Source organism: Aestuariibaculum sp. YM273 (genome assembly GCF_030908365.1).
GTDB classification, from domain to species: domain Bacteria; phylum Bacteroidota; class Bacteroidia; order Flavobacteriales; family Flavobacteriaceae; genus Aestuariibaculum; species Aestuariibaculum marinum.
Genome location: NZ_CP133090.1, coordinates 1,196,640 through 1,212,131 on the forward strand (window position 1 = coordinate 1,196,640; position 15,492 = coordinate 1,212,131).

Below are 15,492 nucleotides of genomic sequence, written 5' to 3' on the forward strand. Positions count from 1 at the left end.
AGCTTGCAATACACTTTAGCACATCTAAAACGCGGCGAAAAAGCAACCATAACCGATGTTTCGTCTATTCACATTCCGCTAAAACTTTTAGAAATGGGGTGTTTACCTGGTAATACTGTCGAGCTTGTACAATTAGCACCTTTTCAAGACCCCATGTATTTAAACATTAACGGTTCGCATTTAGCGATTAGAAAAGAAACTGCTAATCATATCCTAATTGAAAAAGTAGATGAGTAAACAAATAAATGTCGCCTTAATTGGTAATCCAAACACAGGAAAAACTTCTGTTTTCAATGCCCTTACCGGATTAAATCAAAAGGTAGGAAACTACCCGGGGATTACTGTTGAAAAGAAAGAAGGTATTTGCAAATTACCACGTGGTGTTAAGGCACATATTATTGATTTACCAGGAACCTACAGCTTAAATGCATCGTCGTTAGATGAAAATGTAGTGATTGAATTACTACTAAACAGAAACGATAAAGACTTCCCCGATGTTGCTGTTGTTGTTAGTGATGTTGAAAATTTAAAAAGAAACTTACTACTATTCACTCAAATTAAAGATTTAGAAATCCCAACCATTTTAGTCATTAACATGGCTGATAGAATGGCATATAAAGGCATTTCTTTAGATATTCCTTATTTAGAAAAAGAACTAAAAACTAAAATCGCTTTAGTCAGCACCCGAAAAAAACAAGGTATTGAGGAATTAAAGCAATTAATTACCAATTATAAAGAGGTTTCAGACGAGCCTTGTTTAAATGCTTCGGAAGTCGATGTCGATTATTTTAACAGATTACGCAAAGCGTTCCCTAACCAATTACTTTACAAGTTATGGTTAGTAATCACTCAGGATGTTAACTTTGGCAAAATTGACAGAAACGAAATTGAAGCTTTAAACGATTTCAAAACTAAAAGCAAGGGCGACCTTAAACGTTTACAACAAAAAGAAACCATTAAGCGTTATCAGTTCATAAATAATGTACTTAAAGTAGGGCAAACCATTGATTCGTCTCAAGCTAAAGATTTACGCACAAAACTGGATAGAATATTAACCCATAAAGTTTGGGGGTACCTTATCTTTTTCTTTATTTTATTAGTAATATTCCAAGCCATTTACGATTGGTCGAGCGTACCTATGGACTTTATCGATGGTACCTTTGCTTCGCTTAGCGAATGGGCTAAAGAAAAATTACCTGACGGTGCCTTCACCAACTTGTTAGCAGAAGGGATTATTCCCGGACTTGGTGGTATCGTTATTTTCATTCCGCAAATTGCTTTCTTATTCTTATTCATTTCTGTTTTAGAAGAAAGCGGATATATGAGCCGTGTAGTCTTTTTAATGGATCGTATTATGCGTCGTTTTGGACTTAGCGGAAAGAGTGTCGTTCCTTTAATATCTGGGACTGCCTGTGCTATTCCCGCAGTGATGGCGACAAGAAATATTGAAAGCTGGAAAGAACGTTTAATTACCATATTGGTAACACCATTTACAACCTGTTCGGCAAGACTTCCTGTGTATTTAATTATTATATCGTTAGTGATTCCTGAAGGTCGCTTCTTTGGATTAGGATATCAGGCATTAACTCTAATGTTATTATATCTTATCGGTTTTGGAGCTGCAGTAGGATCGGCTTACATTTTAAATAAAGTTTTAAAAATTAGAAGCAAATCTTTCTTTGTTGTAGAAATGCCTAACTACAAATTACCTTTATTTAAAAACGTTACATTAACAGTATTAGAAAAGACAAAATCGTTTGTTTTTGGTGCAGGTAAAATCATATTAGCTATTTCAATTATTTTATGGTTCTTGGCATCTTATGGACCGGGAGATAACTTTAATAAAGCGGAAGAAATCGTTACAAAAGAATATGCGTCACAGAATTTATCTGAAGATGAATTACAGCAACATATCGCTTCATTTAAATTAGAACATTCTTTTATTGGCATAACCGGTCGTGCTATCGAACCGGCAATCAGACCGCTTGGTTACGACTGGAAAATTGGTATTGCCATTGTAAGTAGTTTTGCTGCTCGTGAAGTTTTTGTTGGAACATTAGCAACTATTTACAGCGTAGGAAGCGACGATGAAGCTACTATCAAAAACCGAATGGCTGCCGAAGTGAATCCTATTTTAGGCGGCCCTTTGTTTAACTTTGCTTCCGGAATTTCTTTACTATTATTCTATGCTTTCGCTATGCAATGTATGAGTACATTGGCGATTGTTAAAAGAGAAACCAATAGTTGGAAATGGCCGTCGTTACAGTTGATTTTTATGAGCGGATTAGCCTATGTGGTGGCTTTAATAGCATTCCAATTTTTAAAATAACAACGAAAGGTTTTATAAAATAAAACGGCTAAACACCTATGAACACCATTATTCAAAACATACTTGTTTTTTCAGCGGTAGCTTTAGCCTTACTATTTTTGATTAGAAAATTCTTCTGGAAGAAAAAGGCATCAAAAAAAACCTGTGGTAACGACAACTGTGGCTGCCATTAAATCTAGAATGCTTTAAAATTGATTTGTTTAATCGAGAGCCTCTTCCTTAACGAAAAGGTTATTAGCAACAGCCTGAGATATGCTTATGGTCATCGTTCCATTAATTTGAATCACCATAGAATCATCAAAATCTTCACGGGATACCACTGTTATTTCAGAACCCAAAGCTATTTTATGCTTGTCTAGGTACTTTAAAAAAGACGACGAAGTATCCTTCACTCCAACACAAACACCTTTAGCATTCTCTGCAAGATTAAACAAAAGAATTTTATCGGTTTTCTTAATATCTCCGTTTTTATCAGGGATAGGATCTCCATGTGGATCATGTGTTGGATAATCTAAAAGTTTATCTAACTCATTAATCAGTTTTTCAGACTTTATATGCTCTAATTGTTCTGCAATATCATGAACCTCATCCCAGGTAAAATTTAATTTTTCAACTAAAAACACTTCCCACAAACGGTGTTTTCTAACCACATCAGCAGCAATTTTTTTCCCTTCAAGCGTTAACGATACCCCTTGATAGCGCTTATAATTAGCATAACCTTTTTCCGCTAACTTCTTAACCATATCGGTTACCGAAGACGCTTTAGTCTCCAATGCTTCTGCAATACCATTGGTGCTCACAGTCATCGTGCCATATCTACCCAATTGATAAATAGACTTAATATAATTTTCCTCGGTTAGCGTAATCATGATTCTGAGTTTATTTATGACAAATATATATTAATCATTATTTTAAAACTATTTTTAGACTAACCTAAATTAATCTTTATATTTGCAAAAACTTAATTAATGAGACCTCTAATTTTTTTAATAGCAATAACCTCAATTTCTTTAAATGCGCAACAAATAACGGGACGAGTTTTTTCAAATAACTTACCGCTCCCCTATGTAAACGTATACATTAAAGAATTATCAAAAGGCGCTATAACAGATGACAATGGTTTTTTTAAAATACAACATGTCGACACTGGTAAGTATAATATCTCGGCATCATTTACGGGCTACAAAACGAAAAGCAAAGTTATTGAAGTTATTAATGAAACCAATAGCATAAATTTTTACTTAGAGGAATCGGACATGCTTGAAGAGGTGGTCGTTACAGGTACTTTAAAAGCGGTTTCAAGACTAGAAAGCCCTGTCCCTGTTGAAGTTTACACTCCTACCTTTCTTAAGAAAAATCCAACACCAAATATTTTTGAAGCCTTACAGAATGTAAATGGGGTTAGACCACAAATTAACTGTAACGTCTGTAATACCGGTGATATTCACATTAACGGACTGGAAGGCCCGTACACTTTAGTCCTTATTGATGGGATGCCCATTGTTAGCGGACTGTCTACGGTTTATGGCCTATCTGGAATTCCTAATTCATTAATTGAACAAATCGAAATCGTTAAAGGTCCGGCATCCTCGCTTTACGGTAGTGAAGCCGTTGGTGGTTTAATCAACATTATTACCAAACTTCCAGAAAACGCTCCACTAGTGTTTGCAGATAGTTATATTTCTGGCTGGGGCGAAATTAACACCGATATCGGTTTTAAAGCTAAACTAGGACAAAGCACTGACGTGTTAACCGGGATTAATTACTTTAACTACAGTAATCCAATAGATAATAATGATGATAATTTTACCGATTTAACCTTACAAGACCGCATCTCTGTTTTTCAAAAATGGAATTTTAACAGAAAAAACAATCGGCTATTTTCTATAGCCGGACGCTTTTTTTATGAAGACAGATGGGGAGGTGAAATGCAATGGAATCCAAGCTACAGAGGCGGCGATGACATCTACGGAGAAAGTATTTATACCAAACGTTTTGAACTCCTTGGAAAGTATCAATTACCTATTGATGAAAAAGTATTGTTTCAGTATTCGTATACCGATCACAATCAAAACTCCGTCTACGGAAACACCCTTTACTTAGCAACACAACGCATCGGTTTTGGTCAATTTACCTGGGACAAATCGTTATCAAACCACGATTTATTATTCGGAACAGCCGTACGCTACAATTTTTATGACGACAATACACCTGCTACAGCACATGCTGATGAAATTGTTATTCCTTCATTTTTTGCTCAGGATGAAATTGCTTTCAGCGAAAAACATAATTTACTTTTAGGAGCCAGATACGATTACGATAAACGACATGGCAATATTTTCACACCAAGAATCGCTTATAAATTTAAACCATCTAAAAACGACATCTTTCGCCTTAATGCCGGAACCGGATTTAGAGTCGTAAACTTATTCACTGAAGAACACGCCGCTTTAACCGGTGCTAGAGACGTGATAATTACTGAAGCTTTAAAACCTGAACGCTCCTATAACATCAACCTAAATTATTTAACAAAACTGTACACCAAAAGCGGTGTGATGATTGGTTTAGATGCTTCAGCGTGGTACACGCACTTTAGTAATATTATTTTACCAGATTACGACACAAATCCGAATCAGATTATTTACGATAACCTAGACGGGAAAGCAGTAAGTAAAGGGATTAGTCTAAACATCGACACGATGTTTTCTAACAGTCTAAAATTCCTTACTGGCGTAACATTTCAGGATGTTTCTAAAACTGAAAATAGTATTACCGAACAACAAATGCTTACCGAAAGTTTTACCGGAACCTGGGCTGCAACTTACAAAGTTTACAAATACAATCTGACTTTCGATTATACAGGGAACATTTACGGCCCAATGCGATTACCTTTATTGGGAGATTTAGATCCTAGATCACCGAAATCACCTGTTTGGAGTATTCAAAATATTCAGTTGACTTTCGATGGTTTAAAGAATTTTGAAATTTATGGCGGCATTAAAAACCTACTGAATTGGACACCTAATAAAGGCAACCCTTTTATTATCGCCAGAGCTCATGATCCTTTTGATGAACAGGTTGAATTTGACAACAATGGAAACGCATTAGCCACACCCGATAACCCATATGCTTTAACATTCGACCCTTCTTATGTTTATGGTCCTAACCAAGGACGAAGATTATTTTTTGGGTTACGATATTCTTTAAAATAAAAGACTGATTTTAGAATATAAGACGCCACAATTGAGCGACCAAAAAGGTAACAATAAATCCTAAAATAACAGGCATCACAGACGCCACAACAGTCCATTTCACACTATTAGTTTCTTTATAAATAGTATAAATGGTTGTACTACACGGATTATGCAGTAAACTGAACAACATTAGGTTTATGGCGGTTAATAATGTCCACCCTCCAGCTTTTAACACATCGGCTGTGGCATTAATAGAATCTAATTCAAACATAACCCCAGCGCCTTCTCCAACGCCAACTCCTGTCACTAAAACCGTAAGCATCAAAATAGTAGGAATTACAATTTCATTGGCTGGAATCGCCACGATATATGCTAATAAAATTACCCCATTTAATCCTAAAAGAAATCCGAAACCATCCATACCGTTTATGGCCCAGGCTGCTATACTTTCATTACCAATATGAATATTTGAAATTAACCAAATTACAGCTCCAGCAGGTGCAGCAAAAACAATCGCTCTCCATAACACAATTAAAGTTCGGTCGATTAACGACGTATAAATGGTTTTCCAAAAACGTGGTGGTCTGTATGGTGGTAATTCTAAATTAAAGGTAGACACCTCCCCTTTTAAAACGGTTTTGGACAAGCCCCAAGATACCCCAAACATAAAAGCCATTCCCAAAACAGCTACACCAATTACCGCCAATAAAGAAACCAAACTGGATAAAGATTTTGGCACTACGGCTCCAATAAAAATGGTTGCAATTAATATTTGGGTAGGCCAGCGTCCGTTACATAATGAAAAGTTATTGGTTAAAATCGCAATGAGACGCTCTCTGGGGCTATCTATAATTCTCGCAGCCACAACTCCCGCTGCATTACAACCAAAGCCCATACTCATGGTTAATGCCTGTTTACCATGTGCTCCCGATTTATTAAATAATGAATCAAGGTTAAAAGCAACTCGCGGTAGATATCCAAAATCTTCTAAAAGGGTGAACATAGGAAAAAAGATAGCCATTGGTGGTAACATAACCGCGATTACCCAAGCCACAGCCAAATACACCCCATCAATTAAGAAACCATCAAGCCACCAAGGCATGCCAAGACTTGCAGCTCCACTTTTTAAAGCCGGATGAATTGAATCGAGTAAAAGATTAGCTAATAAAGACGATGGATAATTAGCACCTTGAATGGTAAGCCACAACACAGTTCCTAAAATTAAAAACATAATAGGGAAACCAAACCGTTTACTGGTTACAATTTTATCGATTTTAGCATCTAGCCTAAAGCGTCTTTTTGAATCATTACTGCGCACGGAATCTTTAACAATATCGGCCGCATCGGCATAGATACTTTCGGATAAGTTATCGTGAAACTCATCGCCTATTTGCCAACGCAATTCGTTAGACAACTCAATGATATTATCAATACTATTTTGTTTCATTTAAGTTTTATTTTTAAACAAATTCTCCTGTTTTAAGGGCTTCAATAATTTGTTTATCTCCTTCTAACAACCTAAAGGCTATCCATCGGCTATTAGAAATATTCGGGAATTCTTTTTCAATTTCAACCGTTAAGGTTTTAACGGCCTTTTCAATATTTTCAGGGACACTTTTAATGCGGTGTGGTTTACATATAATTTTACCACTTGCAATTTCACTTATGGTTTGAATAAGCTCTGGAATACCACGATTAAATCGTGCACTAGCCGGAACCACTGGAATCCCTAAATCGCGTGATAGAGTGCGTACATCTATTTCAATAGCGTTACGTTCAGCCTCATCCATAAGGTTTAAACACAATACAGCTTTATCAGTAATTTCTAAAATTTGAAGTACTAAATTCAGATTACGCTCCAATCGATTAGCATCCACAACAATAACGGTAACATCTGGCTTACCAAAAAGAATAAAATCTCGTGCAGCTTCTTCATCTTCCGAAGTTGACATTAAGGAATAAGTGCCAGGCAAATCAACCAGTTTGTATTTTTTAGTATTATATTCGAAACCACCCTCTGCACGTGTTACCGTTTTTCCCGGCCAGTTTCCGGTATGCTGACGCAATCCAGTAAGTGCATTAAACACGGTACTTTTTCCTGTATTTGGATTACCTGCTAAAGCCACAACAAAATCGAAATTATCAGTACGAACACCTAATTTTTTCAATCCGTCTTTATTAAAATGCTCACAAGTTTCGCAGGCACTATTTACTTTTGTTTCCATAATCTAATCTTTTTTAATCAGGATTTTAGCGGCCTGATCGTTACGTAAAGCAATAGACGTTCCTTTAATTAAATAAGCATTGGGCTCACCTAAGGGATTGACCAAATCAATACTCACATTGGCACCTTTTACGAAACCTAAATCCAATAATCGTCTACGACTTTCTCCTCGACTTTCGCGGGAAATCCCAATAATTTTTGCTCTTTCATGTTCATTTAAACTAGATAATCGTGCCACATTATCTTCAACAGCAACTTCCTTCTCTAAAGGTGCTACAGTTAAATTCGCAGCCACTATTGGAGCCAATTTAAACTCTTCACCTTCGGAAAGAAACACAATACGGGTTGAGTTATTTTCGACGACTTTAATCAAAGACCCCATATGAATATTTTCAGCTAAAATCTGCTTATAAATTACTTCAGGCTCGTCTTCAATATGCGTAATTCTACCCACGGCGCCTACTTGTAACAACGGTAATTCAACACCTTTTACCTGTGCCATTTTACCAGTTTTTGTTGGAATTGGATCGCCATGTGGATCGAATTTTGGATGTCCCAAATGCATAGACAATTCTTCAACCTCATCATGATTCAATCGATGCTCCATAGATTCAGCTCTATCATGCCATTCTATTTTATGAAAGCCCGTTTTATCGGCTAAATAACGCTCCCAAAGTCTATGAACCCTAACAATACGCAACGCATATTCTCTACCTTTTTCGGTTAATTTTAAAATATCAAATTCAAAGTAAATTAAATCATTAACCGTCATTTTATTGATAGCATCAACGATTCTTTTGTTGCTAAAACTCAACATATGCACTAAGGTTTTCATATCGACCTTATTATTTGAGTTTTCAAAATGATAAAGCTGTTTTAAAACATCTTCTATTATTGTTTTCTCATTACTGATAAACTGATTCTTTAAAACCCAATACCATCCTTTAGCAGGTCTGAATAAAAAATACAAAAGACCTCCAGCAACAAAAAATACAAGAAGTGCCGATATAGGGTTATATGTGTACATATTTTAAATTTATGTTTTCAATTTACTTCAAAATCACAGACAAATATACTTTAATTTACACGATGTTAAAAATATTTTTAGACAAGACTAAAAATTTAAATTGAATTAAATGAGATAAATACAATAACAAATACCTAAATTAAGACCTATAATTCAACAAAACAAGGTATGGCACAACATAATGAATTAGGTAAAAAAGGTGAACAACTAGCAGTCGATTTTCTTTTAGAGCATGACTATACCATAGTAGAACGAAACTACCGATTTAATAAAGCTGAAGTTGACATTATTGCCCAACAACAAGATATTCTAGCCATAATTGAAGTAAAGACCAGATCGACCATCGACTTTGGTAATCCGCAGGATTTTGTAAAACCCAAACAGATAAAAAACTTAGTCAAAGCCGTCGATGAATATATCACCGAAAATCAATTAGATGTTGAAGTCCGTTTTGATATCATAGCCATTGTTAAACAAGGCAAGAACTATAAGATAGAACATCTAAAAGATGCATTTTATCACTTTTGAGACGCCTTATTCTTCTCTTTATTCTTTTGAGATTCAAAATACAATTTCAACACATCAATATCGTCTGGCTTCGCAACAATATGCTTGTCTTTATCTAAAACAAAATATGAAGGAGTTGCTGTTACTCCATAACTGTTGCCTATATCATTATCCCAATAGCCAGCCCCATATACATGAATAAAATCGGGAAGGCGTTTCACCACTCGATTCCAGTATTCAGGCGAATCTTCCAAGCCTATAGCAATTACGGTTATGTCTTCTTTTTTCTTGTCTTTAATGAAGGCCTCCAATTGCGGAATTTCATCTAAACAATGCGCACAAGTGCTATTCCAAAAAACCAGAATATAATTTTTGACACCTGTTAACTCACTTAATTTTTTACTACGCTTTACACCATCCTTTTCAACATCAAAAGCAAAGTCCGGAGCTACTTTACCAATCGATATATTCCTGTATAATGTTAAGCCATCAACCAGGGCAGTATCGTTTAATTTTTTAGCAATGTTAATTAAATAGGTATCTGAAATGTAATTCGCTGTCTTTTCATAATTTAAATCTCGCATTTGCTCCCATAAATCAACCAAAAGCGTACGCTTAATTTGAATAGGCGCTTCTTTCATCGCTTCGCAAAACACATTGATATTTTCTTTGTAATTCGCCTCTCGGTTAATCGAATCTGTAACCACCCCAAAAACATAATTCACCATACGTTCATTCAGGAAATTAGAACTTTGCAAGGTTTTATTGGTAAAATTCACATGATCGAAGTAATGCGTTTTTACGTTCTTACTGTAAGTTTCAACATCTTCGTAATGCTTAGGAATATATGGCTTATTCGCTTTAATAAAGGCTAAAGCAATGGTATTCTTAGCTAAATCTTCAAACCCTTTTTGAGCTTCTCGTTGCGTTTTAAAAATAGAAACTAACGCCAAAGTATCTTCACTTTTATCCCTGTAGTAATTATTTATACTATGGGTAATCATAGACATGCTATTGGTATAGGATGACATTAATTTATTCTCGGAAGATGATAAAATCTTCAATCCGGTTTCAGAATTGAATGTTAAGCTGATATCTTCCTTTTTGTTATAAATAATATCGAAGTTATAATCTTCTTCAGGAATAGCATATACAATACGATACATCCCTTTGGTTACGGTAGAATCTAAAGGGATTTCAAAATTTCCTTTTTTATCTACTTCGGCGTGAGTAATATACTCTGAAATTGTAGGTGTCACCTTATACAACACCGCCACACGATAATCTTCGGGTGGAGTAAACACACCTTTAATGGAGTGCTGCGCCATTAAAATATTTGAGATTAAGCCGATTAGTATTAAAAACCTTTTCAAAATTCAGGGTATTTGTAAATTATTTATAATCAATTACTAAGCCATTATGGGCTGTATCGCTTTTAACGCTTGGTCTACGGTTTTAATATTATCAAAAGTAAGTAATAATCTTAAACCATTACGCGTTTGTTTCTCTTTCATTTTGCAAGCCGAAGGATGATTTTGAACAAACTGCAGCACTTTAGTAAAGTTTTTACTCTGGTAGAACCTACTTTGCTGATCATTAAGAAAATAACCGATAAACTTCCCTTGTTTCATAATTACTTTTTCGAAACCTAATTTAGCAGCAATCCATTTAATGCGGACACTGTTCAATAAATCGTGTACTTGTTTCGGTAATTCTCCAAATCTATCGATAAGTTCACTTTCAAATTTTTGTAAATCCTTTTCGGTTTTAAAACCGTTTAACTGCGTATATAAACTTAAACGTTCGGTGATATTATTTACGTAATCATCAGGAAACAAAAGCTCAAAATCAGAATCAATTGTCACATCTTTAACATATTCCTTCTCATCTTCATTTTCATCATAAAGGTCCTTAAATTCGTTTTCTTTAAGTTCTTCAATCGCTTCATTTAAAATTTTCTGATACGTGTCGAATCCTATTTCGTTAATAAAGCCGCTTTGCTCTCCTCCTAATAAATCACCAGCACCACGTATTTCTAAATCCTTCATCGCGATATTAAATCCGCTACCCAACTCTGTAAATTGAGATAAGGCTGTAATACGTTTGCGGGCATCATCAGTCATTGCTGAATATTCTGGTGTAATAAAATAACAGAATGCCTTTTTATTGCTACGCCCCACGCGACCACGCATTTGGTGCAAGTCGCTCAATCCGAAATTATTTGCATTATTGATGAAAATGGTATTAGCGTTTGGCACATCTAAACCACTCTCGATGATTGTTGTACTCACCAACACATCGAAAGCACCATCCATAAACGACAACATCAACTCTTCCAGTTTTTTACCATCCATTTGTCCGTGACCAACACCTACTTTCGCATCGGGTACTAAACGTTGAATCATACCGGCTACTTCCTTGATATTCTCAATTCTATTATGAATAAAGAAGATTTGTCCACCACGTTCAATCTCATAACTTACCGCATCTCGAATGGTTTCTTCGTTAAAACGAATCACATGGCTTTCTATAGGATAACGATTGGGCGGCGGCGTGGTAATTACCGATAAATCACGAGCTGCCATTAAGCTAAACTGAAGCGTTCTGGGGATTGGTGTTGCCGTTAAAGTTAATACATCTACATTTTCCTTAATAGTTTTCAACTTCTCTTTAACCGCTACTCCAAACTTCTGTTCCTCATCTACAATTAACAGACCTAAATCTTTAAACTTAACCGTTTTATTAGCTAATTGATGCGTGCCGATAATAATATCTACCGAACCACTTTCAACACCAGCCAGGGTTTCTCGTTTTTCCTTTGCGGTTCTAAAACGATTTACATAATCTACCGTTACTGGGAAATCTTTTAAGCGCTTTCTAAAGGTTCTGTAATGCTGATAAGCTAATATTGTGGTTGGCACTAAAACGGCAACCTGTTTACCATTATCAACGGCTTTAAAAGCCGCGCGAATAGCAACCTCTGTTTTACCAAAGCCCACGTCACCACACACCAGGCGATCCATTGGGCGTTCGCTTTCCATATCAGCTTTAATATCGGCTGTTGCCGAGCTTTGATCTGGTGTATCTTCATAAATAAAGGAAGCTTCCAACTCATGTTGCATATAGCTATCCTCCTTATATTGAAATCCTTTTTCTGTTTTACGTTTCGCGTAAAGTTTTATCAGGTTAAACGCTACGTGTTTTACACGCGACTTTGTTTTCTCTTTTAAATTTTTCCAGGCATTACTCCCTAGTTTATAAATTTTAGGAGGTTTACCGTCTTTACCGTTAAACTTGGTGATCTTATGTAATGAATGAATGCTTAAATACAATACATCGCGCTCGCCATAAACTAGTTTTATAGCTTCCTGTTTTTTGCCTTCTACATCTATTTTTTGAAGACCCCCAAAACGTCCGATACCGTGATCGATGTGGGTTACATAATCGCCAATATCCAGATTGGTTAATTCTTTAAGGGTAATCGCCTGCTTCTTCGCATACCCATTTTTAACACTGAATTTATGATAACGCTCAAAAATCTGATGATCGGTATAGCAAACCATTTTGCTATCGGCATCGACAAATCCTTGATGTAATGATAAAATAATGGTTGAATATTGCTTCACATCTAAATTCGAATCGTCGAAAATATCGTGAAAACGCTTGGCCTGCTGTTCGCTCACGCAAGCAATATAATTGGCATACCCATTTTCGTGATTTGCGTTTAGGTCTTCAATTAACAAATTGAATTGTTTATTGAAAGACGGTTGTGGCGTGGTATGATACTCGATAACTTCAGAAGCATTAAACACTGAAGTTCTTCCAAACTCAACTATCGTAAATTCTAATAATTGCTGTTTTAACAAAGTCGAATTACAAAACAACTCGTTTGGTTCGGCGTGCTTTATATCTGAAGACAAGGTTTTAAACGCGTCTTCAGCCTTTTCGTAAAAATCATCAATACGCGAAAAACACAAATCAGCATTCTTTAAACACACCACTGTTTTCTGCGCAATGTATTTTAAGAAACTCTGTCTGCGTTCTTCTAATAACTTATTCGCTACATTCGGAATGATATTAATCTTCTTAATCTGATCGACTGATAATTGCGATTCGACATCAAACGTACGAATACTATCGACCTCATCTCCAAAAAACTCAATTCGGTAAGGCTCATCATGTGAAAACGAAAAGACATCGACTATTCCACCGCGAACAGAGAATTCTCCAGGTTCGGTAACAAAATCAACGCGTTTAAACTGATATTCAAACAATACCTCGTTAACAAAATCGATAGATAACTTATCATTAACTGCGATCTTTAAAGTATTACGCTCCAACTCCTTTCTGGTGACCACCTGCTCGAAAAGTGCATCCGGATAGGTTACAATTATAGCCGGCTTTTTACGTGAATTAATGCGGTTAAGCACCTCAGCACGTAATAACACGTTAGCATTATCGGTTTCTTCTATCTGATATGGTCTGCGGTAACTGCCCGGATAAAAAAGCACATCGTCTTTTCCACAAAGCTGCTCTAAATCATTTAAATGAAATGCCGCTTCCTCCTTGTCATTAAACACCATTAAAAACGGCTTGTCACTATCTTTAAATGCATTCGATATCACGAATGATAATGCAGATCCAACAAGTCCTTTTAAATGTGTTTTACTTTGAGAATTGGCAATAGAATCTCGCAGTTTTTGCGTTTGCAAAAGCTGTTGGTAGGTTTGGGCGATATCTGTTTTACTCACCTAAGTATTGGGTTTTAAGGCTACAAAGATACAGTTTACAATCTTTTTTTTTAAAGCTTTGAGATAATTTTAATTCTTATTATCTTGTTGAAAATAAGACACGAACACCATAACCTCTTAAAGGTTATTTATTGATGAAAAAAACAGATTTTCAAACTGTTTTTTATGAGAAAATTGCCAAAAAATATGTACGTTTGCAGCACTTTAAAAACAATTAAAACATATGTCGTTTTCAGATTTATTTGATAGTGGGTTTAAAAAGCGTAACGAAGATCATTTCGCTGCTATTGTTCGCGTAGCAATGGCTGACGGATTTATTTCTTCTGATGAAAGAGCCTTTTTAGACAGATTAGCAAGAAGCTTAGATATTAGTGAAGCTGATTATAACTTAATATTACAAGATTATAAATCACATCCTATTAATCCTCCACACGATTACGAAAGACGTTTAGAGCGTTTATTCGATTTAGCTCGTATGGTTTATGTAGATCATATTAAAGGAGATCTTGAGGAGTTATTACTTCGAAAAATAGCTGTAGGTCTTGGATTTCACCCTGAAAACGTAAAATATATTGTAGACAAAGCATTAACACTTGTAGGTAACGGTGTGGACTTAGATACGTTTATGGATGAAATTAAAAATATGAATAAGTAATTATTCTATTATTGAAATAAAAAAAGCGAACCAAATTGGTTCGCTTTTTTTATGGCTTAAAATGACTTCACGCTATTTTTACTTCACCCACACTTTTCATTAATCGTGTTAATTATGACATTATACTCCTCTAAACTTAAAAACTGCGGTTCGTAGGTCTCTCCTAAAATATCAATAGCCTGTTCGAAACTTCTTAAATGATTTCTTGAACCACATTGCAGCGATTGAAACACAGAAATTAGTTGTGTATTTTTTGTTGCATCTATATACTCCTGAAGATCTACAATATCTAAATCTTCAATAGTTGCTCCAACCATAAGGGCTCTGGACTGATTTACTGAACCTTCGTTTATAAACTGATTATAGTAGATTTGTAATTCTGCATTTTTAAATTGTCCTGTAGGCAATATAGAATATTCAATACCGTATTCAATCAATAAATTTTCAATCGCATTCATATGGCTTTGCTCACTATTTTTAATATTCGCAAACTGATTGACTGCCCATTTATCATTTAAATATGTATAAGTATCTCTTGCTAGTTTTTCCTCCTCTAGCATAAACAACAATGCATCCTTATCTGCAGTTGTTACAATTTGGTCATCACTATTAATTTCGTTTTCATTGGTGCTAGAATCACAAGAATACAATAACGACATCGTGATAGTGAACAGCAAAACAAAAATCTTTGGAGTTTTACAATATGTTTTCATTTTAATTATTCTTTAATTACACACTAATTTCAAGAATAAAAACTACATTTTCAGCAACCTGAGTTACAAAAAACACAAGATTATATCAACAT

The 15,492-nt window shown here is 35.4% G+C and carries 11 protein-coding genes and 1 pseudogene; 6 read left to right on the plus strand and 6 right to left on the minus strand.

Annotated features, from left to right (window positions below; genetic code table 11):
* Positions 1 to 3 precede the first annotated feature (3 nt).
* Genes RBH94_RS05030 through RBH94_RS05040 form a run of 3 tightly spaced genes read left to right on the plus strand, consistent with a single transcriptional unit; the run spans position 4 to position 2,502 of the window.
* Positions 4 to 237, plus strand: a complete 234-nt coding sequence (locus RBH94_RS05030; RefSeq protein ID WP_188222769.1) for a FeoA family protein — start codon at positions 4 to 6, stop codon at positions 235 to 237.
* The gene (gene feoB, locus RBH94_RS05035; protein ID WP_307882650.1) at positions 230 to 2,329 is read left to right on the plus strand and encodes a ferrous iron transport protein B; all 2,100 of its coding nucleotides are present in this window, start codon (positions 230 to 232) and stop codon (positions 2,327 to 2,329) included. The genes RBH94_RS05030 and feoB (RBH94_RS05035) overlap by 8 nt, the downstream gene beginning before the upstream one ends.
* 38 nt (positions 2,330 to 2,367) lie before the next feature.
* Positions 2,368 to 2,502, plus strand: a complete 135-nt coding sequence (locus tag RBH94_RS05040) for a FeoB-associated Cys-rich membrane protein (RefSeq protein WP_307882651.1) — start codon at positions 2,368 to 2,370, stop codon at positions 2,500 to 2,502.
* A 27-nt stretch (positions 2,503 to 2,529) separates the two neighbouring features.
* Here RBH94_RS05040 and RBH94_RS05045 read toward each other — a convergent pair whose 3' ends face one another.
* On the minus strand, positions 2,530 to 3,195 hold the full coding sequence (locus RBH94_RS05045; RefSeq protein WP_188223131.1) for a metal-dependent transcriptional regulator: 666 nt from the start codon (positions 3,193 to 3,195) through the stop codon (positions 2,530 to 2,532).
* 102 nt (positions 3,196 to 3,297) lie between these two features.
* Here RBH94_RS05045 and RBH94_RS05050 point away from each other — a divergent pair, with 102 nt between their 5' ends.
* Positions 3,298 to 5,541 (plus strand): TonB-dependent receptor, encoded by a 2,244-nt coding sequence (locus RBH94_RS05050; RefSeq protein WP_307882652.1) that lies wholly within the window; start codon positions 3,298 to 3,300, stop codon positions 5,539 to 5,541.
* Positions 5,542 to 5,551: 10 nt separating this feature from the next.
* Here RBH94_RS05050 and feoB (RBH94_RS16075) read toward each other — a convergent pair.
* Positions 5,552 to 7,748: pseudogene (gene feoB / locus RBH94_RS16075) on the minus strand (ferrous iron transport protein B).
* Between the two features lie 3 nt (positions 7,749 to 7,751).
* A complete protein-coding gene (locus RBH94_RS05065; protein WP_307882655.1) occupies positions 7,752 to 8,774 on the minus strand; it encodes a metal-dependent transcriptional regulator in 1,023 nt (340 codons plus the stop codon).
* 168 nt (positions 8,775 to 8,942) lie between these two features.
* Here RBH94_RS05065 and RBH94_RS05070 point away from each other — a divergent pair, with 168 nt between their 5' ends.
* Entirely contained in the window at positions 8,943 to 9,302 is a 360-nt protein-coding gene (locus RBH94_RS05070) for a YraN family protein (RefSeq protein WP_307882656.1), read from the plus strand.
* Here the strand turns inward: RBH94_RS05070 and RBH94_RS05075 are convergent.
* Positions 9,293 to 10,609, minus strand: coding sequence for a TlpA disulfide reductase family protein (locus tag RBH94_RS05075; protein ID WP_307882657.1), 1,317 nt, complete (start codon positions 10,607 to 10,609; stop codon positions 9,293 to 9,295). The genes RBH94_RS05070 and RBH94_RS05075 overlap by 10 nt on opposite strands.
* A gap of 81 nt (positions 10,610 to 10,690) precedes the next feature.
* Positions 10,691 to 14,032 (minus strand): transcription-repair coupling factor, encoded by a 3,342-nt coding sequence (gene mfd / locus RBH94_RS05080; RefSeq protein ID WP_307882658.1) that lies wholly within the window; start codon positions 14,030 to 14,032, stop codon positions 10,691 to 10,693.
* 223 nt (positions 14,033 to 14,255) lie between these two features.
* Between mfd and RBH94_RS05085 the strand changes: the two genes are divergently transcribed.
* Positions 14,256 to 14,687: a TerB family tellurite resistance protein gene (locus tag RBH94_RS05085; protein ID WP_307882659.1), complete on the plus strand. Its 432-nt coding sequence runs from the start codon at positions 14,256 to 14,258 to the stop codon at positions 14,685 to 14,687.
* Positions 14,688 to 14,770: 83 nt separating this feature from the next.
* Here RBH94_RS05085 and RBH94_RS05090 read toward each other — a convergent pair whose 3' ends face one another.
* Positions 14,771 to 15,400: a DUF2202 domain-containing protein gene (locus tag RBH94_RS05090; RefSeq protein ID WP_307882660.1), complete on the minus strand. Its 630-nt coding sequence runs from the start codon at positions 15,398 to 15,400 to the stop codon at positions 14,771 to 14,773.
* Positions 15,401 to 15,492 lie beyond the last annotated feature (92 nt).